This window comes from Bifidobacterium sp. ESL0784, from assembly GCF_029433295.1.
Classification (GTDB): Bacteria; Actinomycetota; Actinomycetes; order Actinomycetales; family Bifidobacteriaceae; genus Bifidobacterium.
In genome coordinates this window covers 240912-265674 of record NZ_JAQTHV010000002.1, presented here as the reverse complement: position 1 = coordinate 265674, position 24763 = coordinate 240912, and the positions used below count along the sequence as shown (strand labels likewise).

The following is a 24763-nucleotide window of genomic DNA, read 5'->3' as shown; positions in this document are numbered from 1 at the left end:
CGCTTGGTTTTGCAATATGTGATTGAACTTCATCCGAAGGACTGATACTTTGGCGCCGCTCATCCCAACTCATGGCTGTCAAGAGTATGAAAATAAGTGTGGGTATATATAAAGGTGTCTTTTGTCGACCATGTGTTCAGGTGAGCCAAAAGGGCCGCCCGATCACTCGTGTTTGGGCTGCGGACGGGGTTGGCGGCCAGCTGCCATGTTGCCCTTGGTCGGCCCCGGTTGTATACTTGATAAGTTGTGTGTCGCTGTTGTGCGCCAAAACGCAGGATGACGGCATCAAGACTTGCAAGTCAAAACAGTATAGGGAGTCCATTATGGCAGCTCGTTGCGCAGTGTGCGGCAAGGGACCGCAGACCGGTTACAGCGTTTCGCATTCACATATCCGCAATAAGCGCACCTTCAGCCCGAACCTCCAGCCGGTTCGCACCACTATTGACGGACAGAACGTCCGCATTCGTGTGTGCGCCAAATGCCTCAAGGCAGGCAAGGTTCAGCGCGTGGTTGCGTGAATCGCGAGTAGCAATTTCAAACCTCCGTACGTCGTTCGGCGTCGGAGGTTTTTTATATCTGTTTCACAACCAAAACGGGATATGAAAGGTTCTTAATTTTCGTAGGCATTTCGATGGTTGATTTATTTTCGAACGTAAGTTATATTTATTTTGAGCGTAATTAATGATGATATATCACGTTCCTAAACACCGTTCGAAAGAGGCAATGTTGGAATCCGCGATTGTGTTCAATGTACAGAAATTCAGTCTTAACGACGGTCCCGGCATACGTACCGTCGTCTTTCTGAAGGGATGCCCGCTACGGTGCGGATGGTGTTCCAATCCGGAAAGTCAGAGGAAAACGTCGGAAATCGAGTGGGACGAACGTTCTTGCGACGGGTGCGCGGCCTCCGATGGTTTGGCCTCCAAGGTCGGCTTCATCAAGACCGGTTCGCGACGGGGGCCGGATGTGATCCGTTTGCAGATAGGGGATCCACGGGTTGATGCTGCATTGCGGGACTGTCCTGGTCTCTCTGTTGTCGGCATAAACCGCACAACCGACGATGTGCTTGTCGAATGTCTCCAAGACGAGCCGTTTTACGAGGAGGGCGGCGGCGGAGTCACGCTTTCGGGTGGTGAACCTCTGGTGTGGGGGCACTTCTGTGTGGAATTGCTTGACAAACTGAAAGCCCGCGGTATTGATACCAGCATGGAGACCACCGGCCATGTGCCTGAAAAGACTTTCAGAGCCGCTATCGAACATCTCGATCATATCTTCATGGATTTGAAACAGTACGATACGAGGTTGCACAAGCGAGGTACCGGTGTCGGTAACGAGCTGATCCTCAAGAATATGGCCTACGCCGTTTCTACCGGCAAGGATCTGTTGATTCGTACGCCGGTCATTCCTGGGTTCAACGATTCGCTTGCCGACGCCAGAGGCATGGCGCGCAAACTTAGGGAAATCGGGGTCAATAAGGTTCAACTCCTACCTTTTCACAATTTCGGAGAATCAAAGTACGAGTTGCTGGGGCGTGATGACTATGCGTTCAAAGGCGTGCCTAATACGCATCCTGAAGACATCGAGGATTTCAGACAGGTGTATCTTGACGAGGGCGTTGACGCCTTTTTGTAGCGAGAGTTCTGCCGTCTCGTTGCTTCGGTTGAGTCGTTATTCTTGGAGTCATGATTGATAACGATTTTGGTTTGATGATACAGATGCTTTCGTTTGAAAACTGATTCACTTGTGATTGCTGGATAGTGGGTGTTAGGCTGACAATATAGGAAAAGGGATGAATTCGGCTACGGAAGGTGTACGGATGGAAACGAGAACCAATCGTATTCTGGAGCTGCTCACTGAGCGTAAGCGCATAGAGGTGGCCACACTTGCCGAAGAACTCGGGGTTTCCGAAGTCACTATGCGCAAGGATCTGAGCGAACTCGAAAAACGGGGCATCATCGATCGCGAACATGGGTTCGCGGTGCTGAAAAGCGCCGATAATATGGAGAGCCGACTTGCCTACCATTACGAGGAAAAGCTGAAGATCGCAAAGCGTGCAGCGGAGTGCGTCCATGACGGCGATACCGTGATGATTGAGAATGGCAGCACCTGTGCGTTGTTGGCCGCAGAATTGGTTTCGGCGAAAAACGACCTCACCATCATCACCAACAGCGCCTTTGTGGCCGGATACGTGCGTGGGAAGTCCCAAAGCCAAATCATCCTTTTGGGTGGCATATACCAGCAGACGGCGCAAGTCATGGTCGGACCGATGGTTGAACGTTGCCTGAAAGGCATGTATGTCGATATTCTTTTCGCAGGTACCGACGGATACAGCGAGGAGACGGGATTCGCCAATCGTGATTCCTTGCGTGCCGAAACCGTCTGCGGTATGGCGCAGCATAAGGGCCGTGTGGTCGTCGTCACCGAAAGCAGCAAGTTCGCGCGACGTGGTACTGTTCCCCTTGATTTCGGCGACAAAGATGTGGCGATATTCACGGATGACGGTCTTTCGGGCTCTGCCCGGAAAATGTTGGATCGGCATGGCGTCAACATCGTGACGGTCTGATATTTCGCTGTAGGTAAATTTTTCAATTATGTTTGGTCGGACGGCGTCGACCATGTTTTAGATTCCAACTGGAAGACGAACGTCTGCAAGAACCGTTGACATTAATATCCAAATATGATGATTTTTGGTATTTTCAGTACATTTGCCCGGATTGTTTACCGTTTTCTTCGGGTGTTGAGTTGTTTATAAATATAAAAGTCATTTGGCTAAAATAAATCAAATCGAAAGTATTTTACTTTCGAACAAAAGATAAATTAGTTACGAAGTTGACAAAAATACTTCCTTTCGTTATTCTAAAGCTGCGTAAGTGATGTAGCTTACATTTATGAAAGGAAAGTACGATGAGTGATTCACATTTTGGAAAGCTCACTGACAGGATGAACTCTTTCCGTGATCAGCTGCTTGACACAGTGCCACAGATCGATGTCGATCGTGCGATGATCACGACCAAGGTCTATCAGGAGCAGCAAGACCAGCCCTTGGCCATCAAGCGTGCGATCATGCTCAAGGAGATTCTTGAGCAGATGCCGATTTTCATCGAGCCTGAGACGGTCATCGCTGGCAACCAGGCCTCAAAGAACCGTTCGGCACCGATCTTCCCTGAATACGCCATGGACTGGGTAATCGACGAGCTGGATCAGTTCGAAAATCGTGATGGCGACGTGTTCACCATCACCGAGGAAAACAAGGAAAAGCTGCGTTCCATCTATCCGTTCTGGAAGCACAACACTCTTCAGGACCGTGGGCTTGCGGCGTTCCCTCCCCATTCCAAGCTGTTTTATGATCTCGGTATCATCAAGTCCGAGGGCAACATCACTTCGGGTGATGCCCATTGTGCGGTCAATTACGAAGGTTTGCTGAAGCTTGGGTTGAAGGATTACGCCCGTCGTGCCCAGGAGAAGCTTGACTCGCTCGATCTAACGGATTACCGCAACATCCACAAGAGCTACTTCTATCGTGCGATTCTCATCGTGGTCGATGCGGTCAAGGAATTCGCAGGTCGCTATGCCGCGTTGGCGCGCCAGCAGGCTACGAGGTGTTCGCAAAAAGGTGACGAGCGCCGTGCTTTCGAACTTTGCGGAATGGCAGAGGCTTTGGACCATGTACCGTATGAGCCGGCACGCACCTTGCGTGAGGCGGTGCAATCGGTGTGGCTGATTCATCTCACCTTGCAGCTCGAGTCCAATGGGCATTCGCTTTCCTACGGGCGCATGGACCAATATCTGTGGCCATATTATGAAGATGATCTGAAGACCGGCCGGATCACGAGCGACGAAGCCGACGAGCTGATGTGCAATCTTTGGCTTAAGACCTTCACCGTCAACAAGGTCCGTCCGTGGAGCCACACCCAGTTCTCTGCCGGATCGCCGCTTTATCAGAACGTGACGGTCGGCGGCCAGAAGCTGGTGGACGGCGAAGCAAGAGACGCCACCAACCCCATGAGCTGGCTCATCCTGAAGTCCGTGGCACAATGCCATTTGACACAGCCGAACCTTACGGTCCGCTATCACGAGAATCTTCCCGACGATTTCATGAACGAATGCATCGAAGTGGTGCGTTGCGGTTTCGGTATGCCGGCGTTCAACGACGACGAGGTCATTATCCCCAGCTTCATCGAAAAGGGTGTGGCCCGCGATGATGCCTACAATTATTCGGCCATCGGTTGTGTGGAGACGGCGGTGCCGGGCAAATGGGGCTATCGTTGCACCGGCATGAGCTTCCTCAATTTCCCGAAGGCGCTGCTTATCGCGATGAACAATGGCGTCGATCCACAAAGCGGTACGAAACTTGTGGAAGGCACCGGTCATTTCAAGGACTTCACGAGCTTCGACCAGGTCATGAATTGCTGGGACAAAGTCGTTCGTGAGATGTGCCGGCAGTGCGTCATCATCGATGCGACGTGCGATATGGTCCTCGAACAGGATACGGCTGATATTCTCTGCTCTTGCCTGACAGATGATTGCATCGACCGCGGCCTGAATATGAAAGAAGGTGGAGCCGTCTACGACTTTATTTCCGACTTACAGGTGGGTATCGCCAATCTTGCTGATTCTCTTGCGGCCATGAAGAAAGTGGTCTTCGAAGAGAAGAAGGTCACTCCCGAAGAGCTTTGGGACGCGATGCAGGCCAATTGGCAGGGCGAGAAGAACCAGCATATCCGCGAGCTGATGAAGGCGGCGCCGAAGTATGGCAACGACAATGATTATGTCGATTCGCTTATTCGCCAAGCGTATGACATCTATATCGATGAGATGAAGAAGTACCACAATACCCGATATGGCCGCGGGCCGATCGGCGGAATCTATTATGCCGGTACCAGCTCGATTTCGGCGAATGTGCCACAGGGCGCAGGTACGTTGGCCACCCCTGATGGCCGTGCCGCAGGTGAGCCGCTCGCTGAAGGTTGCAGTCCCTCCCATTCCGCGGATCAACACGGACCGACCGCTGTGTTCAAGTCGGTTTCCAAGCTGTCCACGGATGACATCACCGGAGGTGTGCTGCTCAACCAGAAGGTGACCCCGCAGGTGCTTTCGAAGATGGAGAACAGGCAGAAGCTCGCCTTGCTGACCAGGGCGTTCTTCGATAAGCTTCACGGATATCATGTGCAATACAATGTTGTCTCCCGTGACACATTGCTTGATGCACAGGTCCATCCGGAAAAGCATCGTGACCTGATTGTTCGCGTCGCCGGCTACAGCGCCTTCTTTGTCGTGCTGTTCAAGGCGACTCAGGATGACATCATCGAACGGACCGAGCAGGCGCTGTAATCCGCGATTTTCTTAAATGTTGGCAATGAAAGGAAATAACTATGAAACTCATCATTGATGATGCAGATACCGAAGCCATCAAACGCTTGGTTGAGTATTATCCGATTGATGGTGTGACCACCAACCCTTCGATTCTGGCGAAAGCCGGACGACCTCCCTTCGAAGTGCTGCATGAGATTCGTTCCATTATCGGGCCGGACCGCGAGCTGCACGCGCAAGTGGTGGCCAAGGATGCCAAGGGTATGGTCGCCGACGCCCACAGGATTGTCGAGGAGCTGGGAGACAACACATTCCCCAAAGTTCCCAGCGTTCCAGAAGGGTTCAAGGCAATCAAGCAGCTGTCTGCCGAAGGTATCAATGTCACTGCGACCGCCATCTATACTCCGCTCCAGGCGTTCATAGCAGCCAAGGCCGGAGCGGTATATGCGGCGCCATATATCAACCGCATCGACAATATGGGTTATGACGGCATCGACGTCGCATGCAAGATTCATGACATCTTCAGAGCCAACGATCTGCGCTGCGAGGTTCTGGCGGCGAGCTTCAAGAACTCCGAACAGGTCCTCAAGCTGGCAGTCCATGGTGTCGGTGCCGCGACGATAGCGTCCCCGGTTATCGATTCTTTGACGAAGAACGCGGCCATTGACGCGGCGGTGGATGATTTCACTGCTGATTTCGAAGGGCTCGTGGGTTCCGGAAAGACCATGGCAACGGTATAGGTCTGCTCAAAACGGCTCGATGACATTTGGGAAGTAACTTGTATCATCGTGGTCATTGAGCCGCCGGGTTTGGCCAGCGGGTTTTCTTCGTTTCATAATGTTGGAATTCGCTGGCGGAACCATTGCTAAAAAATAAAACGATGATTTGTCGATCATAATTTAAACGTGGAAGCTGTGTCGCTTCCATAGATTTTGATAAAAATTTCGATTTTCCAATGGAATTCCAGGGTGTATTGCGCTCTGAATGACCAATATACATATCGCAAGGAAGCATCATGAAAATTTTAGCTATTGACATCGGTGGAACGAATATCAAATACGCCTACATGTTGGAAGATAGTTCGATTACCTCCCGTGGGTCGATTCCCACCCCGCAGACGGGACGAGAGGAATTGATCGCCGCTTTGACCAGGCTCTTTAAGCAAGAGCCGGGTGTGCAGGGCATAGCGATTTCGATGCCCGGCATTATCGACGCTGATGAAGGATACTGCGCTATGGGCGGAGCACTGCGTTACAACGATGATTTCTATCTTCGTCACGAACTATTCAGCCATTGCCCGGTGCGCATCGTCATGGACAACGATGCGAAGTGCGCGGCCACTGCCGAAGCGACCGTTGGCGCATTGAAAGATGTCAGCGATGGCTTTGTCCTGCTGTTTGGCACCATGATCGGCGGTGGCATCATCAAGAACCATGTGCTTCACCGAGGTCCGCACTTCTCCGCGGGTGAGGTGAGCTATATCATTACTTCGCACGACGAGGGACCGACATGTGAAGGGGTGTGGGGCAACCAATGCGGGACCCCTGCCTTGTGTGCAAACTACGCCAAGGTCAAAGGTGTCGACCCTGATTTCATCGATGGCGTGAAATTCTTCGAGGCCGTCAACTCCGGTGAGAGCGAAGCGTTGGATTGCCTGGACCATTATGCCTATGACATCGCGGTTCAGATATTCAACATCCAGAACATCGTCGATCCCGAACGGTTCGCCATCGGCGGCGGCATTTCTGCTCAGCCTGCGTTCATCGAGGCCATTCGTGCCAATCTGCAGAAGCTATACGCGACCTGCCCGTATTTCGTCTCCCAAGCGGAAGTGGTCAGCTGCAAGTTCCAGAACGACGCGAATCTGGTAGGTGCGTTGCAGTGCTATTTGCGCGGCGTAGACGAGCGCGAGTACTTCGTCAACAAGGAAGATATGGACGGCTCGATCGAGAAGTCGGAAGAGCGGTCCGACGAGGACGAAGAAGAAAAAGCGCCTGAAGGTAAGGTGCTGGTCAACAACTTCAGTAAGGAGTGAACGGAATGGCCAAGAAAAAAAGTCTGCTCAACGTCATCATTGACGGTATTTCCGGCATTTTCCTGCCCATTGTGAACCTGCTTTCGGCCGCCGGCATCATGAAGGGCGTGCTGATTATCCTGACCAGCTGCAAGGTTCTGGATGCTTCCGGGAATACGTATCTGGTGCTTGACGCGATGGCTTCGTGTGTATTCACCTTCCTTCCCGTCATGCTTGCCTATACTTCCGCCAAGCAATTCAAGACCAACCCGTATATCGCTGTCGTCATCGCTTGCCTGCTGATGTATCCCGCACTCGTGAAAGTGCAAGAAAAAGGCACTACTCTTTCGTTCTTCGGCATACCGATGTTGGGCGTCAAATACGCTTCGAGCGTGCTGCCGATTATTCTTGCGATTGGTTTGCTGAGATTCGTGCAGCAATGGCTTGATAAGGTCCTACCGGAAGTGATTCGCGGATTCCTTACGCCGCTGATTTGCGTGCTGTTCGTCGGTTCGGTGACGTTGCTGCTGTTCGGACCGTTCGGCAAGGTGGTCGGTGACGGTCTCGCTGCCGGATACGAATGGGTGTATGCGCTCTCGCCGATTATCGCAGGTCTGCTGTTGGGAGCTGCCGTGCAGCCGATGGTCATCTTCGGTTTCCACTGGAGCCTGATTCTCATCGGTATGAACAACCTCGCGGTCTCCGGGCATGATACGGTGCTTGCACTGATGGGTCCTCCGGTGTTCGCTCAGGCCGGTGCGGCACTTGCCGTGATGCTCAAAAGCCATGATGCACCGTTCAAGACGACCTGCATTTCCGCCAGTATCTCGGCACTGTTCGGTATCACGGAACCCGCGATGTTCGGTGTGAACCTTCCGCGCAAGATGCCTCTTGCCGCTGTGTGCATCGGTGGCGGCGTCGGCGGTGCGATAGCCGGATATTCCGGGGTTCAGGCTCATGCTTTCGCACTTCCCAGCGTTGCAACCTTGCCGGTGTTCTTCGGTCATGGCTTCGTGACCTACGTTATTTCCTGCGTGTTCGCCATGGTGGTCGCCTTCGTTCTAACACTCGTGCTCAAGTTCCCTGTTGACGGTTTGAATGACGAAAAGGACGAGGTTCGTTCCGAAGAGGATCGCGAGTTGCTTGAAGAAAGCTCCGAGACCGAAAACGAGTCCGTTTCGAATACCGAAGTTGGCATCGCCGCCGACGAGATTGCAACGGCCGAAGCTGCGGTATAGGCTTAGCCGCGTTAATCGCGAATAGTAAATAGCAATTTCAAACCTCCGTACGTCGTTCGGCGTCGGAGGTTTTTCATATCTGCGATCGACAATGGAGCCAGCGCCGGAGGGTTGATCCCGCGACACGAATCGTGCTAAATGTGTCTTTTGCTTGCCTACATAGGCCACTAAGTAAAAAGACACAATTATGGGGGCGAGGTTAGGCAGGCGAATTGGCGGATTCGAGGTAGCGTTGTCCAGCGAGCTGCTAATAATAAGGTCTCGCTTTTGGAATTGAGGGGTTCCTGCCAAATAAAGTGGGCGCGTCTGCGCCACCCTTGCACAAAGGAAGCGCGCTTGAAGGCGCGATGCACGAATGTCCCGCGCAACCGTAAACGGTGATAAGACGTAGGAATGAAATGGAGAAAGAAAACATGGGCTCTGCCATGTCTAGGTCAACTGCGCCTGAAAATGAGACGTTGTCGGCAGAAGATGCAGCGGCACAATCTGCAGTCAAAAATGAATCCGCGTCGACACCGCACACGCCGTTGAAGGCTCGTGTGAATGTCAAACACCCGAACCTCACGATGCTCGGCCTTTATCTTGGTGCGTTCCTCGGAATGTTGAGTGAGACCGCAATGAACATCGCTCTGCCCGATTTGATGACGAGCTTCCACATCGGCTCTGGCACTGCGCAATGGATGGTGGTGGGCTACATGCTTGTCATCGGCATCGTGCTGCCGTTCACCAGCCTGCTGTTGAAGTGGATTCCGTCCAAGCCGCTGCTGCTGTTCGCGTTGTCCATGTTCTTTGTCGGCTCGCTGATTTCCGGCTTCGCGCCCGGCTCTTTGTTCGGCGTGCTGCTTGCGGGCCGTATGATTCAAGGCATCTCGACCGGTTTGGCTTTGCCGATGATGTTCTCGGTTATCCTTGAGGTCTTCCCGCTCAACAAGATCGGTGCCGCCATGGGCACCGCAGGTCTCGTGGTAATGTTCGCGCCGGCCATCGGCCCGACCCTCGCCGGTGCGCTCATCGGTGCGTTCTCCTGGCGTGCGATTTTCTTCTTCTTTGCTGCTGTCGCGCTGGTAGCGCTGGTTTGCGCCTCGATTTGGATGGTCAACGCCTATAAGCTCACCAAACCGCACATAGATTTGCTGTCCTGCATCACCTCGATTCTCGGTTTCGGTGGCTTCGTACTCGGCGTCAGCCTCATCAGCGATTTCGGCTTCTCGCTGCCGGTCATCGCCATTCTTGTCATCGGCATCCTTGCCATCGCTTGCTACAGCTATCGTCAGCTGCATATGGACAACCCGGTCATCGACCTGCATGCGTTGGGCATTCGTCAGTTCACCGTCGGTGCACTCATCGTGATGATGAACTTCGGTATCACCTTGGCCACTATGTATCTCATGCCTCAGGAACTGCAGAACGGCTTGGGCGTCAAGGTCGCGCTCACCGGTTTGGTGATGTTGCCCGGCGGCGTGGCCAACGCGCTTGTCTCCATGTTCGCCGGTCGCCTTTATGATGTCGTTGGTGCGAAATGGCTCGTGCGCGGCGGATTGGTGCTCTCCATGATCGGTGTGATTCTGCTGATGCTGGCGAGCCCCTCGACATCCGTGGCGTACATCATCTGCGCACATGTCATTCTGATGATCGGTGTCCCCATGGCGATGAGTCCGGCTCAGTCTTCGGCCCTCGCCTCGCTGCCGCAGCATCTTTCGACCGATGGCTCAACCATCCTCAACACGATGCAGCAGGTCGTCGGAGCGGTTATCACCGCTGTCGCCACGATTCTGCTTGGCGCAGGAGAAGCTTCCTCTCATTCCGGCGGCAAGGCCATGGCCTTCGTCACCGGTTCGCGCTGGGGCTTCACTTTCGCACTGGTGCTCGCCATCGTCGCGTTCATCATCTCCTTCGGTCTCTCGAAGCAGACTTCGACGGACGACGCTTCCAAGCGCTGATGGGTCTGTGAATGTTGGTTGGGAAGTCGTTACCCAGACGACTTTACCCGATTGATTCCGTACAAGTCGACAAATAGGTTTTGCAAATTGGCTGAATACAGTCATTTTGAGAAAATGTATTTGTCGACTTGTACGGAATTTTCGTATTGGAAAGTGATTTCGGCCATCTTACAATGCAGATAAATCAGCAAGGCCTCGCCGATTTATCTGCACTGCTTTTATGTTTCTGTGTTGTGAATCAGGGTTCGGCATGTCAAGGTTTTCTGGCCGTTCGTCGGCCTTCAATAGAATAGAGATATGAGCAATACCGTCACTTTGACCACCCCGATTTCCGCGTTGATCGCCAATAAACGGCGGGTCAGCGCGTTGAAGGGACTTGGCATGGTGAGTGTCGGCGACGCCCTGACTTACTATCCCTTCCGCGTCACCGAGCCGGTTCCTCTGCGTTCGATTCATGAGGCGAAAGTCGGTATGCCGATGGCGTTCGCTGCGGTGGTGCGCTTCGCGCGGGTGATTCCGATGGGCGGCAGACGCGGGTATCGGCTCGAAGCGGTCGTTGAAGATGACGCGTTTGCCGCAAGCCGGCAGGTTCCGGGAGCAAATTGCAAACTCGTCTTTTTCTCGCACAAAAAGCAATATATGGACTGGATGAGCGGACGGTTGCATTCGGGCGCCGACGTCGTCCTTGCAGGCACACCCACGGAATTCAACGGCCAGTTGCAATTCACCCATCCCGAAGTGCTCACGGTGATGCCGCAAGGTGCCGACGTATTTGCCGATTCGGCAACAGCGTCTGATTCCGCAAGTGCCGGTGAGCTTTCTTTCGATACCATTCCCAGCCAAGCCGATGCACAGACAAAATCGCAAAGTGGCGTATCTACCGGTGTTGGCGTTCCCGCTTCGCATTCCCAGCCCGTTCAGGCTGTCAACGCTCTGAAATTCGACGCGTCAACCGCCTACGAGGCGCTGCAGCACGTCTGTCGCCCGCGGCCGGTCTACCACGCCACTTCGCGCATCTCCACCGAGCACATCCACGAATCCATCGTCGCGATGCTCGATGCGTTGCGTGCAAGCGGGGAGGCAGTGCTAAAGGCCAATAATCCCAGTGATGATTCGTCTCTTGACTCCAAAAACGACCTTGCTTTACGTGCCGCAATTGATGACGTACTGCCGGGGGATGTCATTGATTCCAAGCATCTTATGCACCGTGCAGATGCTTTTGCTGCCATTCATGATCCACAATCGACCAAGGCGTTTCACGCTGCTTTGGCGACGTTGCGCTACGAGGAAGCGTTTGTCTCCCAGATTTCCGTCTTGCAGGAACGTGAGAACGCACACAAGGCCGAGACTTACGAATGCAAGGATTCCGGGTTGCGGGATGCATTTGTCGCCTCACTGCCGTTTACGCTGACCAAAGGCCAGCAGGATGTCATCGACACCATCTGCGAGGACATGGGCAGAAGCTACCCGATGCAACGTCTGTTGCAGGGCGAGGTCGGCTCCGGCAAGACGGTAGTGGCGCTCGCGGCCATGCTACAGGCTGTAGGTTCCGGCAATCAAGCCGTTTTGGTGGCACCGACGCAGGTGCTTGCCGAGCAGCATTTCGAGACCATCAGCCGTATGGTCGGCAAGGTTTCCGAAAACGAGTCTTCGACTATTCCGGTGACGTTGTTGACCGGCGGGATGAAATTGGCGACCCGGCGCAGGGCACTCGCGACGGCAGCCAGCGGCGAACCCGGTATCATCATCGCCACACACGCCGCGTTCTCCAAGATGTTTCAGGCGCCCAATCTGGCCTTGGTGGTCATCGACGAGCAGCATCGTTTCGGTGTCGAGCAGCGTGAGATTTTGCGCTCAAAAGGCGAGAAGACACCACATCTGCTGGTGATGACCGCAACGCCGATTCCACGCACCGCCGCGATGACATGGTTCGGTGATCTTGACATTTCGTGGCTCACCGAACTGCCCGGCGGCCGCAAGCCGATTCGCACGTTCATCGTGCCTGAGGCCGATGGCAATATGATGGCACAGATGTTTATACATATCCGACGGCGCATTGACGCGGGGGAGCGCGCGTACGTGGTCTGCCCGAGGATCGATGCGGACGAAGCCGATGCGGAGGCTTTGGCTGTGGCTGGTGGCAAAACGAGTGCAGAAGCTTCGACAAGTGCAAGTTCCGGCAGCTGCAGTCGAGGGAAGTCTTCAATGTCCGCTGCGGGTAGTGACGATATCGAAAGCGGCTTTGTGGAAGTCGATGATTATGACGATGAGAATGATGATGGCATACCTCGTGAGCCGAAGCCACCGTTGCATGCCGTTGATGAGATAGCCCAACGACTTTCGTCTCTGCCGCAGTTTGTCGGCGTCAAATTCGCCACGCTGACCGGCCGTGATGATGACGAGACCAAGCGCAAGGTGATGACCGATTTCGAATCAGGCAAGACGCCTATTCTGGTGGCGACTACCGTGATCGAAGTCGGCGTGGATGTGCCGCAAGCTAGTTGTATTACTATTTTCGATGCCGATCGTTACGGTCTCTCCCAACTTCACCAGCTACGTGGCCGCGTCGGTCGTGGCGGCACGGATTCCTGGGCGTTTCTCGTCTCGCGCGCCGAACCGGGCAGTATCGCCGAGCAGCGTTTGAAGGTCATCGAAGGTTCTCTTGACGGAGCCGAAATCGCGCAGGCCGATCTCGAGTTGCGCGGTGCCGGTGATGTATTGGGCGATGCCCAGTCCGGTGGCAAGTCCGGTCTCAAGCTGTTGCGCGTGGTCAAGGACGCCAAGATCATCGCCGATGCCCGTGAACAGGCCGAAGCACTGCTCAAGCGCGACCCAACGCTGGCCGGCGAAACCCAACTCGCCGGTGCCGTTCTCGACTTCACCCGCGGCGGTGAGTCCGAAATCTTAAGCAACTGAGTTCTTTATACAGCTATAAGGTGTAATTATGCGTGTGATTGCGGGACGATTCAAAGGGTTCGAGCTGGCCAAGGCCAAGCCGGGTACTCGGCCGACGACGGATCGAACGAAAGAGGCTATTTTCTCGAAGCTTGAGGCTTGGGGAGTGTTGGAGGGCGCTCGCGTACTTGACCTGTTCGCAGGAACCGGTGCTTTGGGTATCGAAGCGCTTTCGCGTGGTGCCGACGAATTGGTCGCCGTCGAATCGGCTGGACCGGCTGCTTCGCTGATCGACAAGGAACTGAGTAATCTCAAGCGCAACCGGTCCTGGGATTCTCGCGCGATGAAGGCCCGCGCGATGCGCAAGCGAGCCGAGCGCATCGCTTCCGGTTATGACGGCCCTGTTTTCGACGTGATTTTCGCCGATCCACCATATGCGCTCACCACGGAGGAATGCAACCAGCTCATTGCGGATTTGGTCGCGTCCCCGGCCGCAGATGAACAAACGGTAATAGTATTTGAACGTTCAACCCGCTCTGAGGCGCTGACGATGCCCGAAAACTGGCAAGTCAGCGATCAGCGCCACTACGGCGAAACCGAGGTCTACTACATCGACCACGAGTAGCTAACCACTCTTGGGTTTCGACGCAGTGGCACGGAAAGTTTGCAGAAAAGTCCTTGGGCAAATCCTTGGCAACGTTGCTGGTGAGTCTTTGGGAATGTTGCCGAAAGTTTCTAGGAGTTACTTGTCTTGTGCGGTCTTGCCGCCATCGATGACAAATTCAGCGCCGGTGCAATAACTCGACTCGTCGGAGGCGAGGAAGAGCACCAGATTCGCCACTTCCTCAGGCTTGCCGATTCGTTTGAGCGGAATGCCCTTGATTTGTGGATTCCAGATGTCCGGATTCTGCGCGATGGACTGCTTGATCATGTCGGTTTCGATCATGCCGGGATGCACGGAGTTGGCGCGGATGTTGTAGTCTCCGAGTTCGACTGCGGCGGCTTTGGTAAGCCCGCGTACCGCGAACTTTGAGGAATTGTAGGCGTAATGTCCCCACATGCCGAGCAGTCCGCCGACCGAGGAAATGTTGATGATTGAACCGATACCGGCTTTGCGCATCGACGGTTCCACGGCTTTCATGCCTAGGAACGTGCCGAACTGGTTGACTTCTACGATTTTCTTGTATCCCTCGAAGTCGGTGTTTTCAAGGCTCAGCGTCTTGCCTCCAGGGATGGCGATGCCCGCGTTGTTGACCAGCACGTTGACATGGCCGAATTCTGTCTCGGCATAGTCCACGACCTTCTGCCAATCCTCCGGTTTCGTGACGTCCTGGCGCATGAACCGGGCGTTTTCGCCCAGCTTATCTGCAACTTGCTGCCCGGCCTCGTTCATATCGGTGAGCACGACCTGCGCGCCCTCTTCGACCAGACGTTTGGCGTCGGCAGCACCCATACCGCCGGCGGCTCCCGTGACGATGGCTATCTTTCCTGAAACCCTGCCCATAATCAGCTCCTTAGCTTTATGGATATGTCTTTCCATAATAGGTGTGAATCGGTCTCTTTTGCGAGGGGTGTCTCGCACAAAACGGCCGAGGGCAACGATGTTATTTATAAATAACATTCAGGGGTAAATAAGAGGGTTTTGTTATTTATAAATAACATTTTCTCATTAAATATGATGAAAATCATTTTTTCTGATTACCGAGAAAGTGTAAGGAATTGTCGTATAAAGACAAAACATGGCTATATTCGGGATATGAAATGATGGTGTGGAAGAAATCGTCTTGTTACGAAGCCTACGCATCCAACTTGCGAGGGTGGGGGCCGGAGACCTCCCAGCCCAAGGACATCAAGGTTTTGCGGTCGGCTTTGTCGAGAGACCTGCAGTCGAGCTGCTTGATGAGGTCGGGACGGAGCTGATCGGTGTGAGCGATGGCCTCGTCGCGGCGGAAGCGGTCGACCTTGCCGTGGTCGCCGCCGGTCAGGACTTCGGGGACGCTCATACCTCGCCAGACGGCCGGTTTCGTGTACTGGTAGTGTTCCAGGAGTGCGTTCTGGCCGGTATAGGATTCCTCCACGATGGAGTCGGGATTGCCCATGAATCCCGGCATCAGGCGGGTGATGGCCTCGAGCATCACCGACACGGCCACTTCGCCGCCGTTTAAAACGTAGTCGCCGATGGAATACTCGCGTACGTCAACGCTTTGCGCACGGTAATAGCGGGGGATACGCGCGTCGTAACCTTCGTAGCGGCCGCAGCCGAAGATGAGGTGGTTAACATGGGAAAGCTCGGTCGCATCTTGCTGCGTAAACAGCGGTGCCGAAGGATTCGGGAAAATAAGAACAGGCTTGGCAGTGGTTTGGCCAGTTGTCACGGAAGTAGTCGTTTTGTCATCCGAATCGTTCTGTGCGTCATTGGAAGTGCCATCGTGAGTTTGGGAAGATGATTGAGAATCGTTGATACTTGCCAAAGATTCTTGGGCACTGTCGTCGTCATTAATTTCGACGGGTTCCAAGCCGAGCAAATCATCAAGGCATTTGGCCCAGACCTCGGGCTTCATCACCATGCCGGCACCACCGCCGACCGGCGTATCGTCGACGGAATGGTGCACGTCGCGGGTCCAGTCACGCAGATCGTGCGTTTTTACATCGAGCAGCCCATGTTCGATGGCCTTGCCAAACAGGCCGACGTTCAGGGCTTCAAAATACTCGGGAAACACGGACACGATATCGATCTTCATGGTTTCAACCATATCGTGACCCCACCCATCTGGATAGGTGAGACTCCTGATTGGGTGAGAAGCATACCCAATAAACGGTCTCCAAGGTATAAAGCCGGTTCGGTAATCAGAAATATCGGCGAATAAAAAAGTGCAGGTGTCAGATGAATTGTCTCTGATACTTGCACTTTATACGAAGTTTGGCGAGATAGATTTACAAACCGGGAATCAAGCCAGCCGGAGGGTCGAGCGTGAGGTAGTGCTCATCCAGGTCGATGTCGGGCACCAGTTCATCAACAAATGGAACTAACGCTGTTTTGATGATTTTAGCGTCGTTGTTCTCGTTGTTTCCGTCAGAAGGCACCGGAATAAAGCTTCCGTCTTTTTGCTCGATAACCGGATTAGCCAAACGAATCTTCAGCAGGGATTGCGCAGGGCCGTCGATGACGTCCACGACCTTGCCGATGACTTGGCCGGCTTTGGCACCATCGATTCCGTTGGCAGGTTGATCGACGACTCGCGCCTCAAGCCCGATGAGATCTTTGGGATACCAAGCGTCCTCTTCGGCCATTTCCTCGGGCTCGTCGGCCTCGACGTAAAGCTCCAAGCCGTTCAAAGCCTCGGAAGCGTCACGATTATCAACGCCTTTGAAATGCAGAATCCAGCGGTCTTTGAACGTACGGGAATGGGCGACGGTGTAAGTATGCTCGCCGTCTTTGGTGTACAAAACCGAACCAGCCGCGAACCGAAGTTCCGGTTCGTCGGTGAAGGTTTGCACGGTGACTTCGCCCTTGAGTCCTTGCGCACGCCCGATACGACAGACCCTCAACAGTTCACGCTGCTGAGGGTCTGCCTGCTGCGAAATGGTTTCGTCGCGATTCACTTGCGAACATCCATGATGTCGACGCGCACCTTGTGGTCGGACAGAGCCTGCACCACGGTACGAATCGCATTGGCGGTTCGGCCGGAACGGCCGATCACGCGCCCGATGTCTTCAGGGTTCACACGCACCCGCAACAGCTCGCCGCGGGCATTTTCGTGGGACTTCACCGACACATCATCGGGAAAGTCGACGATATTGGAAATGAGGTGTTCCACAGCTTGCGCGAGCATGATTACTCAGCCTTCTCGGTTTCAGCAGCTTCGGCCTTGGCCTCTTCGGCGCCAGCTTCCTCTGCCTTGGCCTCATCAGCCTTGGCGGCTTCCGCAGCCTTCTCAGCTTCGGCCTTCGCCTTGGCTTCGGACTGCTTGGCCTTGCGCTTCTGCGCGTCGGCCTCAGCGGCCTCGACACGAGCAGCGGCATCCGGACCAGCTTCAGCGGTCTTCAGCGTGCCCTCGGCACCCGGCAGACCCTTGAACTTCTGCCAGTCGCCGGTGATCTTCAAAAGATTCAGGACCGGTTCACTCGGCTGTGCGCCGACGCCAAGCCAGTACTGAGCGCGATCGGAATCGATCTTGATCATCGAAGGCTGTTGGTTCGGATCGTACAGGCCGATCTCTTCGATCGACTTGCCGTCACGCTTCTTGCGCGAATCCATGACGACAATGCGGTAGAAGGCATAGAACTTCTTGCCCATGCGCTTCAGACGAATCTTGGTAGCCATTGTGGCTCTCCTTGTTGGTTCATTGCGGTTTCGAGCTTGTATGTGGGGCATACTTGCGCGAATCCGCGTTGTCCCTCACGGCCTGCGGGATTGAGAGGGCCCCGCACCCGTAAATAACTTTTCAACTATATCGCGCCCGCTGGATAGATTCCGGTTCCGGTCTATCCTTGACAATAAAGCTTCACTGTGATGTTGCTTTGAGGAGATACAGCTATGAAAATGATGGATATCAAGAAAATCGGTAATCTCGGCGCAGGTACGATGGGGCATGCCACCGCACTGCAATTCGCGATGAGCGGTTACGACGTGACTATGGTCGATACGGCTCAACCGGCGCTGGATCGTGGCCGTAAGCTCATCGAGCGCGACCTCGACACGTTCATCAAATCCGGCATGGTCAAAGCCGAAGATCGGGATGCGGTACTTAGCCGTATTTCGATGACTACCGACTATGAGGCGCTTGTCGACGTTGATTTCATCATCGAATCAGTGCTTGAGAATCTCGAGGTCAAACATGATGTGTGGAAGAAGGTCGAAGGCATCGTCTCCGACCAGACTATTCTGGCGACCAACACTTCAGGATTGAGCCCGTCCGCAATTGCGAATGGTTTGCAGCATCCTGGCCGTTTTGTCGTCGCACACTTCTGGAACCCGGCCCAGCTCATGCCGTTGGTCGAGGTGGTGCCCGGTGAGAAGACTGACCAGGAAACCGTCGATGTCACCGTCGAGTTGATGAATCACGTCGGCAAGCATGCCGTGCCGCTTAAAACCGAATCGTTGGGATTCGTTGGTAACCGTATCCAGTTGGCGGTCATTCGCGAATGCTTGAACATCGTCGAGCGCGGTATCGCCACGCCCGAAGCCGTCGATGACATCGTCAAATACAGCCTCGGCCGTCGGTGGGCTATTCTCGGCCCGATTGCCAGTGCCGACCTCGGCGGGCTTGATGTTTTCGACAATATCTCCAAGTATCTTTACGACGATCTGGCCTGCGAAACCGGCGAGGACACCGCACTGAAGGCCAAGGTGGATGCCGGCGAGCTGGGTGCGAAGAGTGGCAAGGGCTTCTATGAATGGCAGGGCGAGCAGGCCGCCCGAACCATCCAGTCCCGCGACGACCAGCTGCTTGAGGCACTGGGCCGCGACGGTAAGGAACAAGGCTGAAAGATTGCTCGGCCATGCAGATTGATAAAAGCGCTATGCAAAATCGTGCGATTGGCGCGTTGCAGGGACTTTCTTTGGGCGATGCTCTCGGCATGCCGACGCAAAGCATGAGCAAGGAATGGATTGAATCCGCTTACGGGGAAGTAGCGGGGTTGGTGGATGCGACAGCCGACCAGCCGATTGCTCCCGGTATGGCAGCCGGTTCAGTGACCGACGATACCGAGCAGGCGCTTTTGGTGGCGGATCTCATCGATGAGGGCAATGGTCATATCGATTCCAAGCGATTAGCCTCCAAATTGCTGGCTTGGGAGGACGATATGAAGCGTCGGGGCTCTCTCGATTTGCTTGGACCTTCCACGAAACTGGCGCTGGAGCAGGTCAGGAACGGTGCGGATATTACCCAGACGGGACGTACCGGTACGACCAACGGTGCGGCGATGCGGGTGACACCGGTGGGCATCGCTCATGATGCCCATAATCCTTCGTTCGCCGATTACGTCTATGAATCCTGTCGTGTGACCCACAACACCGTTCCGGGTTTTCAAAGCGCACTGTTGGTTGCCGCCGCTGTCAGTTTCGGCGTTGCCGGAGAGCCGTTGCGGGCGTCGTTGAATCTTGCTGTGAATCTGGCTGAAAACACGTCGTATGAAAGGGCTGCCTGGAGTCCGAAGGCAAGCGTTATCGCGCGTGCTGAATTGGCCGTCAAAGCCGCACAGGATATTGCCGATGAAGATGAGTTCGTCGATCGTCTGCGTCGAGTGTTCGGGACTTCGGTTGAATCCAACGAGTCGGTTGCCGTGGCTTTTGCCTTGGCGTATCGATATGCCGATGAACCGGTGAAGGCGTTGCTTGCGGCGGCCAATATCGGCGGGGATACCGACACGATCGGTGCTATTTCCGGCTCCATGCTCGGGGCAGCGCTGGGGCCGGAAGCGTTCCCGAAAGAACTTACCGATCAAGTCGCTGCCGTTTCGCACCTCGACCTTCCGAAATCCGTGGAACCGTTGCTCAAAATTCGTGCAAGGGATGGCCGGATGGGCGCCTTGAAGTCCGGTTTGCCGCAAGTCGGGAAACCGGAAACGCAACTTGAACACGATGAGGTCGAACATGCGTGAACCCGAATTGATTCATCTGGCTCAGGTATGCGTTGATCTGACCTTATCGGTCGAGCACCTACCCGAGCGTGGTGGCGACGTTTTTGCCACCAAACAAGCCATGAGCGCGGGCGGCGGTTACAACGTGCTCTACGCCGCCCGGCAGATGGGAGCGCCTGCGTCATATCGAGGTGCCGTTGGCACCGGCCCGATGGCTGATGTGGTGCGCAAGGCCTTGTCTTCGATTGGTGTCGACATACGTGGGGCGGTGCTACCCGACATTGATACCGGTTACAGCGTCGCCATGACCGAGCCGGACGGTGAACGCACGTTTGTTTCGACCAGAGGCGCGGAAACGCAGGTACCGGAGGATTCCTACGAAGATATCGAACTTGTCGACGGCGATGTGGTCTATTTATGTGGCTATTCGTTTTCCCATAAAAAGAACACCGAGGCGATACGCAGGTTTGCCGTGAAAAATGCGGGCTGGAACAAGGGCTGTGTTGTTTTTGACACCAGTCCGATGATTGCCGATATCAGTGATGAATGCCTCAAAATCTTACATGGGCTGCACCCGATATGGACGATGAACGAACGTGAGACGGCCATTCTTTGCTCGCGTTTCGGTCTTCACGCTGATTCCGGGGATTATACGGGTGCGTGTCGTCTGCTTGCCGGGTATCTCGGCGATCGGGTTATCGTGCGTGTCGGCGCTTTGGGCGCATGGTACTGTGACGGGCGCCAAGACGGGAAGGGCAACGAACAGTCTGTAACGCACATCCCGGCCCTTGAAGTCGCCGCTGTGGACACGAACGGGGCGGGAGATACGCATGCGGGCGTGTTGTGCGCGGCTCTGCTCGAGTCGGATGACATCATTCATGCCTTGAAGCTGGCCAACTGTGCTGCCGGGTTGTCGACGTGCCATTCGGGTCCGGCTACATGCCCGCCCCGTTCCGATATTGAATCGGCGATAAGCCGGCTATCGTGAGCAGGCTTTCATTTGAAGAGGCCATATAGTCGCGGCAATGATTCACGCAGGAAATTCTAAAAATACGAAAGGGTGGCATCTGTCCAAAAGGAAGATGCCACCCTTCATTCAAGCAAGGTAATGGTTGATCCAACCGAAGCAGATCAGCCAGTTAGGAGAATCGCCGATATCAGACGCTTGCGGAAGCTTCGAAAGTCGCGAGGATTTTGTCGAATTCCTCGTTGACCTCCTGCAGCGTCACCTCCTGCTCTACGCCGACGCTAGCGGCCTCGAGCAGCTTGTCCATCGCCCACTCCTTGACCGGCCTCTCCTCAAGCGCCGCCGCTCGTTTCATAAGTGCGAGCTGATCTTTGCTGACGGAGATATTGAATTGAATGTCTGCATTTTGTGTGTCGTTCATCATATGTCCTTCTTTGCATTCGACATTGAATTCGTACTTTTAGTATCGGTTCAAGTCGTCTACATAACAACCAAAGGGACAGCATATGGACACTCTTTTGAAAAGTCAATAGACAGTTCTGTCGTGTCTAGTTTATGTGTATCAGGCGTTCGCTGCGGAACGGTGATTAAGACGGCTAAAGCGCTATATGACTTGCTTTAGACGATGGTTTCGCTTTAGAAAAAACGGATGGTGTATGTTACGATTCGCGGGCGTTTTTGCTGCGAGCAAACGCATGCCGATTATATGTGGCGTAACTGGGCGAGTAGTGCGAAATGGTCGCTTCCGGGAATGGCCAGGGTGCTTACGTTTGAGGTGCGGATGCCGGAAGTCGTCAGGATATGGTCAAGTTCCAAACGCGGCCAAACAAGCCATTGCGGGAAACTTGCGGTGTGGCCATGCGAGGCGTGCAGGCCCGCGTCATCGAAGCCCTCATCAAGCAGCTTGCGGAAGCTGGGATGGTCGAGGTTGGAGTTGAGGTCGCCCATGATGATGGTTTCGGACGGGAATGTCGCTGCTGCCGGTGCGGAATTGCCGGGAGCGTGACTGCCGAGGGTCGCCAGATTGATGATGCCGCGGGACCATTCCCTGCAGCCGCGCATGGGAGATTTGGGGTGGGCGCTGTAAACGGCGACTCCGTTGATGTCGCAGTAAGGTACGTCGGCGGCCGCGATGTCAATGGCGTTGCCGTTCTGCGCGTCGGGTTGGATGCGTGAGAAGATGCCGTTGAAGCCGCCGTTGTCGCCTTTCTGGGATTTGCCAAGCTGGCAGTATGGCAGCAGTGTACCCATTCCCGCTTTATCGAGCTCGGCGACGAGGGTTGGCGTCAGTTCCTGCAGAGCCAATATGGATACGCCATTGCCACGTACGGCGTCGACGATGGCCTGTGGATTGGCTAGACCGTAACGGCAATTCAACGTCATTGCAGTATAGGAATTATTGGTATTTTGGGCTTTCCGTCCGTCGGTTGCTTGCCGGCCCCGTTCGCCTGAAGTATGTTGTTTTCTGTACCAAGGTGACGCGAATACCCCGGTGAGTAGGGTCAATATCGCCGCGAAGACGGCGACTATCCAATGCCGGGAAGCAAACGCCAGCGTCACAATGACCATTGACGGTATCCACAAAAATCGGACGAACGCGATGAGGTAAGGCATGGGACGATGCCCATCAGCGCCCGCCGGCAGGAAACGCAGTACCCACCACAAGGCGATGATGCCCAGCAGGGTGGAGAGCGTGGTTGCCATGGATTGTTTTCTTGACTCTTGAGCCTGGCTCAGCCGAGCAAGCCGGAAAGGCCGCCGCCAAAGTTCGGCGGAAGATTCGGGGTGCCGTTCTCGTCGGTGCCTGCCGCGTCCATGGCCTCCTGCAAGCCTGCGGGCAGTGCGGGGTTCTGCGGTTTCTTGGCAAAGGCCGAGCCGCCGGAGTTCTTCTTGCCAGCAAGCTTCTGTCGCAATGCTTTTTCTTCGGCCTCGCGCTTCATCGGGTTGCCGGACTTGGACTTCCCCTTCTTCTTGCCTTTCTTGCCCTTTTTGCCGTAGCCGCCGCCCATGGCCGGACCACCCATGCCGGGGATGCCGCCGCCGACCTTGTTGGTCATGCGTTTCATCATCTTGGCTGCCTGCTCAAAGCGTTGCAGCAGGCCGTTGACGGAGGAGACCGTGTTGCCGGAGCCGTAGGCGATGCGCGCGCGACGGGAACCGTCGATGATGGACGGGTCGCGTCGCTCTTCCGGGGTCATCGAGTGGATGATGGCCTCGGTGCGGTCGATTTCGTGCTCGTCGAGGGCTTCGAGTTCCTTGCGGTGAGTGGCCATGCCGGGGATCATGCCCAGGAGGCTTTTCATCGAGCCGAGCTTGCGCACCTGTTCAAGTTGTTCCATGAAGTCGTCAAGGCCGTAGGTGCCTTTCGCCATCTTCTTGGCGGACTCCATCGCCTCCTGCTCGTCGAACTCCTTCTGCGCCTGCTCGATCAGGGTGAGGATATCGCCCATGTCGAGGATGCGGGAGGCCATGCGGTCTGGGTGGAAGACCTCAAAGTCCTTGAGGCCTTCGCCGTTGGAGACGAAGAGGATCGGCTTGCCGGTGACGGATGCGACGGAAAGTGCTGCACCGCCTCGGGCGTCACCGTCGAGTTTGGAAAGTACCACGCCGGTGAAGTCCACGCCCTTGTTGAACGCCTCGGCGGTTTGCACCGCGTCCTGGCCGATCATCGCGTCGATGACGAAGAGGATTTCGTTCGGGTTCACGGCATCGCGGATGTCGCGGGCCTGCTTCATCAGCTCCTCGTCGACGCCCAAACGACCTGCGGTATCGATGATGACAGTGTCATACAGTTTGTCTTTGGCGTACTGAATCGAGTCGCGTGCGACCTTGACCGGGTCGCCGCTGGTCTGTCCGGGAGCCGCCACGGCCTCGCCGCCGTCGGACTGCACGCCCTTTTCAGGTGCGTAAACCGGTACATCCGCGCGCTCGCCTACCACCTGCAGCTGGGTGACGGCGTTCGGGCGCTGCAAATCGGCCGCGACCAAAAGCGGGGTGTGACCGGCGTCTTTCAGCCAATAGCCGAGTTTGCCCGCCAACGTCGTTTTGCCGGCGCCCTGAAGGCCGGCAAGCATGATGATGGTCGGTGGATTCTTGGCGAAGTTCAATGGGCGGTCGACGCCGGCGCCGAGGACTTGCGTCAGCTCGTCGTTGACGATTTTCACCACCTGCTGCGCGGGGTTCAGCGCCTGCGAAACCTCTTCGCCCAACGCACGCTCGCGCACACGGGAAGTGAAGGAGCGCACGACGTCGAGCGCCACATCGGCGTCGAGCAACGCGCGACGAATCTCGCGGATCGTCCCGTCGATGTCCGCCTCGGTGAGTTTGCCTTTGCCCTTCAGATGCTTGAACGCGTTGGAGAGCCTGTCTGTCAAAGAAGAGAATGCTGCCATAATGTCTCAATTCTAGCGGTTCGTAGGGAAAACGGCGTACTGAACAGCTGGGAACGTATTGAATGGCTGGGAGATATTGCAGCCCATGCATTGTAGAATGCCGGGCTGTTTTCTTGATTCGGTTCCGTCTGAGGCTGAGCCTTAGGCGGGTCTGATGTAGAGGTATTTGCAGATTTACAATGAAAAAAATAAACAACATAATAGATTAAATCAATTAGAAAACTAATTATTTAGTTATATTATAAAAAATAGCCGAATTTGGCATGTTTTATTTACATTCGACTTATGCTGAAAAAGTAATCCTACGACCGGGCAAAGTTGTCGGTCTTTGCGGTGTTGCGGTTTGGGGGCAAAGGATATGAGGTACTTACAGGAAAAGTTGAACATGTGTCGGGCAATGCGGAGATGTTGCCAGGCGACAGCTT

General features: G+C 54.9%; 21 protein-coding genes. 13 read left to right on the top strand and 8 right to left on the bottom strand.

All coding sequences use genetic code 11. The features are described 5' to 3' along the window. Positions 1–323 precede the first annotated feature (323 nt). The 10 genes from rpmB (at position 324) to rsmD (ending at position 14022) form a co-directional block, all read left to right on the top strand. On the top strand, positions 324–518 hold the full coding sequence (gene rpmB / locus PT279_RS03655; RefSeq protein ID WP_277165563.1) for a 50S ribosomal protein L28: 195 nt from the start codon (positions 324–326) through the stop codon (positions 516–518). A gap of 205 nt (positions 519–723) precedes the next feature. Then, a complete protein-coding gene (locus tag PT279_RS03650) occupies positions 724–1632 on the top strand; it encodes a glycyl-radical enzyme activating protein (protein WP_277165560.1) in 909 nt (302 codons plus the stop codon). A gap of 184 nt (positions 1633–1816) precedes the next feature. Beyond that, complete coding sequence (locus PT279_RS03645) at positions 1817–2563, top strand: DeoR/GlpR family DNA-binding transcription regulator (RefSeq protein WP_277165558.1); 747 nt, start codon at positions 1817–1819, stop codon at positions 2561–2563. Between the two features lie 341 nt (positions 2564–2904). Then, positions 2905–5331: a glycyl radical protein gene (locus PT279_RS03640; RefSeq protein ID WP_277165556.1), complete on the top strand. Its 2427-nt coding sequence runs from the start codon at positions 2905–2907 to the stop codon at positions 5329–5331. Positions 5332–5372: 41 nt separating this feature from the next. Further along, complete coding sequence (locus tag PT279_RS03635; RefSeq protein WP_277165554.1) at positions 5373–6050, top strand: transaldolase family protein; 678 nt, start codon at positions 5373–5375, stop codon at positions 6048–6050. A 275-nt stretch (positions 6051–6325) separates the two neighbouring features. Next, complete coding sequence (locus tag PT279_RS03630) at positions 6326–7345, top strand: ROK family protein (RefSeq protein WP_277165551.1); 1020 nt, start codon at positions 6326–6328, stop codon at positions 7343–7345. A gap of 5 nt (positions 7346–7350) precedes the next feature. Next, complete coding sequence (locus PT279_RS03625; RefSeq protein ID WP_277165549.1) at positions 7351–8562, top strand: PTS transporter subunit EIIC; 1212 nt, start codon at positions 7351–7353, stop codon at positions 8560–8562. Between the two features lie 398 nt (positions 8563–8960). Beyond that, complete coding sequence (locus PT279_RS03620) at positions 8961–10502, top strand: MFS transporter (protein ID WP_277165548.1); 1542 nt, start codon at positions 8961–8963, stop codon at positions 10500–10502. Between the two features lie 297 nt (positions 10503–10799). Further along, positions 10800–13418 carry an ATP-dependent DNA helicase RecG gene (locus PT279_RS03615; RefSeq protein WP_277165545.1) on the top strand — a complete coding sequence of 873 codons (2619 nt, stop codon included), beginning with the start codon at positions 10800–10802 and terminating at the stop codon, positions 13416–13418. A 28-nt stretch (positions 13419–13446) separates the two neighbouring features. Further along, positions 13447–14022: a 16S rRNA (guanine(966)-N(2))-methyltransferase RsmD gene (gene rsmD / locus PT279_RS03610; protein ID WP_277165542.1), complete on the top strand. Its 576-nt coding sequence runs from the start codon at positions 13447–13449 to the stop codon at positions 14020–14022. Positions 14023–14139: 117 nt separating this feature from the next. Here the strand turns inward: rsmD and PT279_RS03605 are convergent, their stop codons facing one another. The 5 genes from PT279_RS03605 to rpsP form a co-directional block, all read right to left on the bottom strand. After that, on the bottom strand, positions 14140–14901 hold the full coding sequence (locus PT279_RS03605) for a glucose 1-dehydrogenase (protein WP_277165540.1): 762 nt from the start codon (positions 14899–14901) through the stop codon (positions 14140–14142). Positions 14902–15193: 292 nt separating this feature from the next. After that, on the bottom strand, positions 15194–16138 hold the full coding sequence (gene trmD / locus PT279_RS03600) for a tRNA (guanosine(37)-N1)-methyltransferase TrmD (protein ID WP_277165936.1): 945 nt from the start codon (positions 16136–16138) through the stop codon (positions 15194–15196). A 193-nt stretch (positions 16139–16331) separates the two neighbouring features. After that, positions 16332–16982: a ribosome maturation factor RimM gene (gene rimM / locus PT279_RS03595; protein WP_277165934.1), complete on the bottom strand. Its 651-nt coding sequence runs from the start codon at positions 16980–16982 to the stop codon at positions 16332–16334. A 14-nt stretch (positions 16983–16996) separates the two neighbouring features. After that, complete coding sequence (locus tag PT279_RS03590; protein ID WP_277142488.1) at positions 16997–17230, bottom strand: RNA-binding protein; 234 nt, start codon at positions 17228–17230, stop codon at positions 16997–16999. Positions 17231–17232: 2 nt separating this feature from the next. Continuing rightward, positions 17233–17721 (bottom strand): 30S ribosomal protein S16, encoded by a 489-nt coding sequence (gene rpsP / locus PT279_RS03585; protein WP_277165538.1) that lies wholly within the window; start codon positions 17719–17721, stop codon positions 17233–17235. Between the two features lie 219 nt (positions 17722–17940). Between rpsP and PT279_RS03580 the strand changes: the two genes are divergently transcribed. Genes PT279_RS03580 through PT279_RS03570 form a run of 3 tightly spaced genes read left to right on the top strand, consistent with a single transcriptional unit; the run spans position 17941 to position 20967 of the window. Then, the gene (locus PT279_RS03580; RefSeq protein ID WP_277165931.1) at positions 17941–18885 is read left to right on the top strand and encodes a 3-hydroxyacyl-CoA dehydrogenase family protein; all 945 of its coding nucleotides are present in this window, start codon (positions 17941–17943) and stop codon (positions 18883–18885) included. 35 nt (positions 18886–18920) lie between these two features. Beyond that, on the top strand, positions 18921–20000 hold the full coding sequence (locus tag PT279_RS03575) for an ADP-ribosylglycohydrolase family protein (RefSeq protein WP_277165536.1): 1080 nt from the start codon (positions 18921–18923) through the stop codon (positions 19998–20000). Continuing rightward, positions 19993–20967, top strand: coding sequence for a PfkB family carbohydrate kinase (locus PT279_RS03570; protein ID WP_277165532.1), 975 nt, complete (start codon positions 19993–19995; stop codon positions 20965–20967). The genes PT279_RS03575 and PT279_RS03570 overlap by 8 nt, the downstream gene beginning before the upstream one ends. Positions 20968–21136: 169 nt before the next feature. Here PT279_RS03570 and PT279_RS03565 read toward each other — a convergent pair whose 3' ends face one another. The 3 genes from PT279_RS03565 to ffh form a co-directional block, all read right to left on the bottom strand. Continuing rightward, complete coding sequence (locus PT279_RS03565; protein ID WP_277165529.1) at positions 21137–21370, bottom strand: DUF1778 domain-containing protein; 234 nt, start codon at positions 21368–21370, stop codon at positions 21137–21139. A 278-nt stretch (positions 21371–21648) separates the two neighbouring features. Beyond that, positions 21649–22650 carry an endonuclease/exonuclease/phosphatase family protein gene (locus tag PT279_RS03560; protein ID WP_277165527.1) on the bottom strand — a complete coding sequence of 334 codons (1002 nt, stop codon included), beginning with the start codon at positions 22648–22650 and terminating at the stop codon, positions 21649–21651. Between the two features lie 29 nt (positions 22651–22679). Beyond that, positions 22680–24338, bottom strand: coding sequence for a signal recognition particle protein (ffh, locus tag PT279_RS03555; RefSeq protein WP_277165525.1), 1659 nt, complete (start codon positions 24336–24338; stop codon positions 22680–22682). Positions 24339–24763 lie beyond the last annotated feature (425 nt).

What these genes read in the sequence shown, in the direction of transcription:
- rpmB (WP_277165563.1), top strand. Translation starts at nt 324, where the DNA reads ATGGCAGCTCGTTGCGCAGTGTGCGGCAAGGGACCGCAGACCGGTTAC.
- PT279_RS03650 (WP_277165560.1), top strand. Translation starts at nt 724, where the DNA reads ATGTTGGAATCCGCGATTGTGTTCAATGTACAGAAATTCAGTCTTAAC.
- PT279_RS03645 (WP_277165558.1), top strand. Translation starts at nt 1,817, where the DNA reads ATGGAAACGAGAACCAATCGTATTCTGGAGCTGCTCACTGAGCGTAAG.
- PT279_RS03640 (WP_277165556.1), top strand. Translation starts at nt 2,905, where the DNA reads ATGAGTGATTCACATTTTGGAAAGCTCACTGACAGGATGAACTCTTTC.
- PT279_RS03635 (WP_277165554.1), top strand. Translation starts at nt 5,373, where the DNA reads ATGAAACTCATCATTGATGATGCAGATACCGAAGCCATCAAACGCTTG.
- PT279_RS03630 (WP_277165551.1), top strand. Translation starts at nt 6,326, where the DNA reads ATGAAAATTTTAGCTATTGACATCGGTGGAACGAATATCAAATACGCC.
- PT279_RS03625 (WP_277165549.1), top strand. Translation starts at nt 7,351, where the DNA reads ATGGCCAAGAAAAAAAGTCTGCTCAACGTCATCATTGACGGTATTTCC.
- PT279_RS03620 (WP_277165548.1), top strand. Translation starts at nt 8,961, where the DNA reads ATGGAGAAAGAAAACATGGGCTCTGCCATGTCTAGGTCAACTGCGCCT.
- PT279_RS03615 (WP_277165545.1), top strand. Translation starts at nt 10,800, where the DNA reads ATGAGCAATACCGTCACTTTGACCACCCCGATTTCCGCGTTGATCGCC.
- rsmD (WP_277165542.1), top strand. Translation starts at nt 13,447, where the DNA reads ATGCGTGTGATTGCGGGACGATTCAAAGGGTTCGAGCTGGCCAAGGCC.
- PT279_RS03605 (WP_277165540.1), bottom strand. Translation starts at nt 14,901, where the DNA reads ATGGGCAGGGTTTCAGGAAAGATAGCCATCGTCACGGGAGCCGCCGGC.
- trmD (WP_277165936.1), bottom strand. Translation starts at nt 16,138, where the DNA reads ATGAAGATCGATATCGTGTCCGTGTTTCCCGAGTATTTTGAAGCCCTG.
- PT279_RS03590 (WP_277142488.1), bottom strand. Translation starts at nt 17,230, where the DNA reads ATGCTCGCGCAAGCTGTGGAACACCTCATTTCCAATATCGTCGACTTT.
- rpsP (WP_277165538.1), bottom strand. Translation starts at nt 17,721, where the DNA reads ATGGCTACCAAGATTCGTCTGAAGCGCATGGGCAAGAAGTTCTATGCC.
- PT279_RS03580 (WP_277165931.1), top strand. Translation starts at nt 17,941, where the DNA reads ATGATGGATATCAAGAAAATCGGTAATCTCGGCGCAGGTACGATGGGG.
- PT279_RS03575 (WP_277165536.1), top strand. Translation starts at nt 18,921, where the DNA reads ATGCAAAATCGTGCGATTGGCGCGTTGCAGGGACTTTCTTTGGGCGAT.
- PT279_RS03570 (WP_277165532.1), top strand. Translation starts at nt 19,993, where the DNA reads ATGCGTGAACCCGAATTGATTCATCTGGCTCAGGTATGCGTTGATCTG.
- PT279_RS03565 (WP_277165529.1), bottom strand. Translation starts at nt 21,370, where the DNA reads ATGATGAACGACACACAAAATGCAGACATTCAATTCAATATCTCCGTC.
- PT279_RS03560 (WP_277165527.1), bottom strand. Translation starts at nt 22,650, where the DNA reads ATGGCAACCACGCTCTCCACCCTGCTGGGCATCATCGCCTTGTGGTGG.
- ffh (WP_277165525.1), bottom strand. Translation starts at nt 24,338, where the DNA reads ATGGCAGCATTCTCTTCTTTGACAGACAGGCTCTCCAACGCGTTCAAG.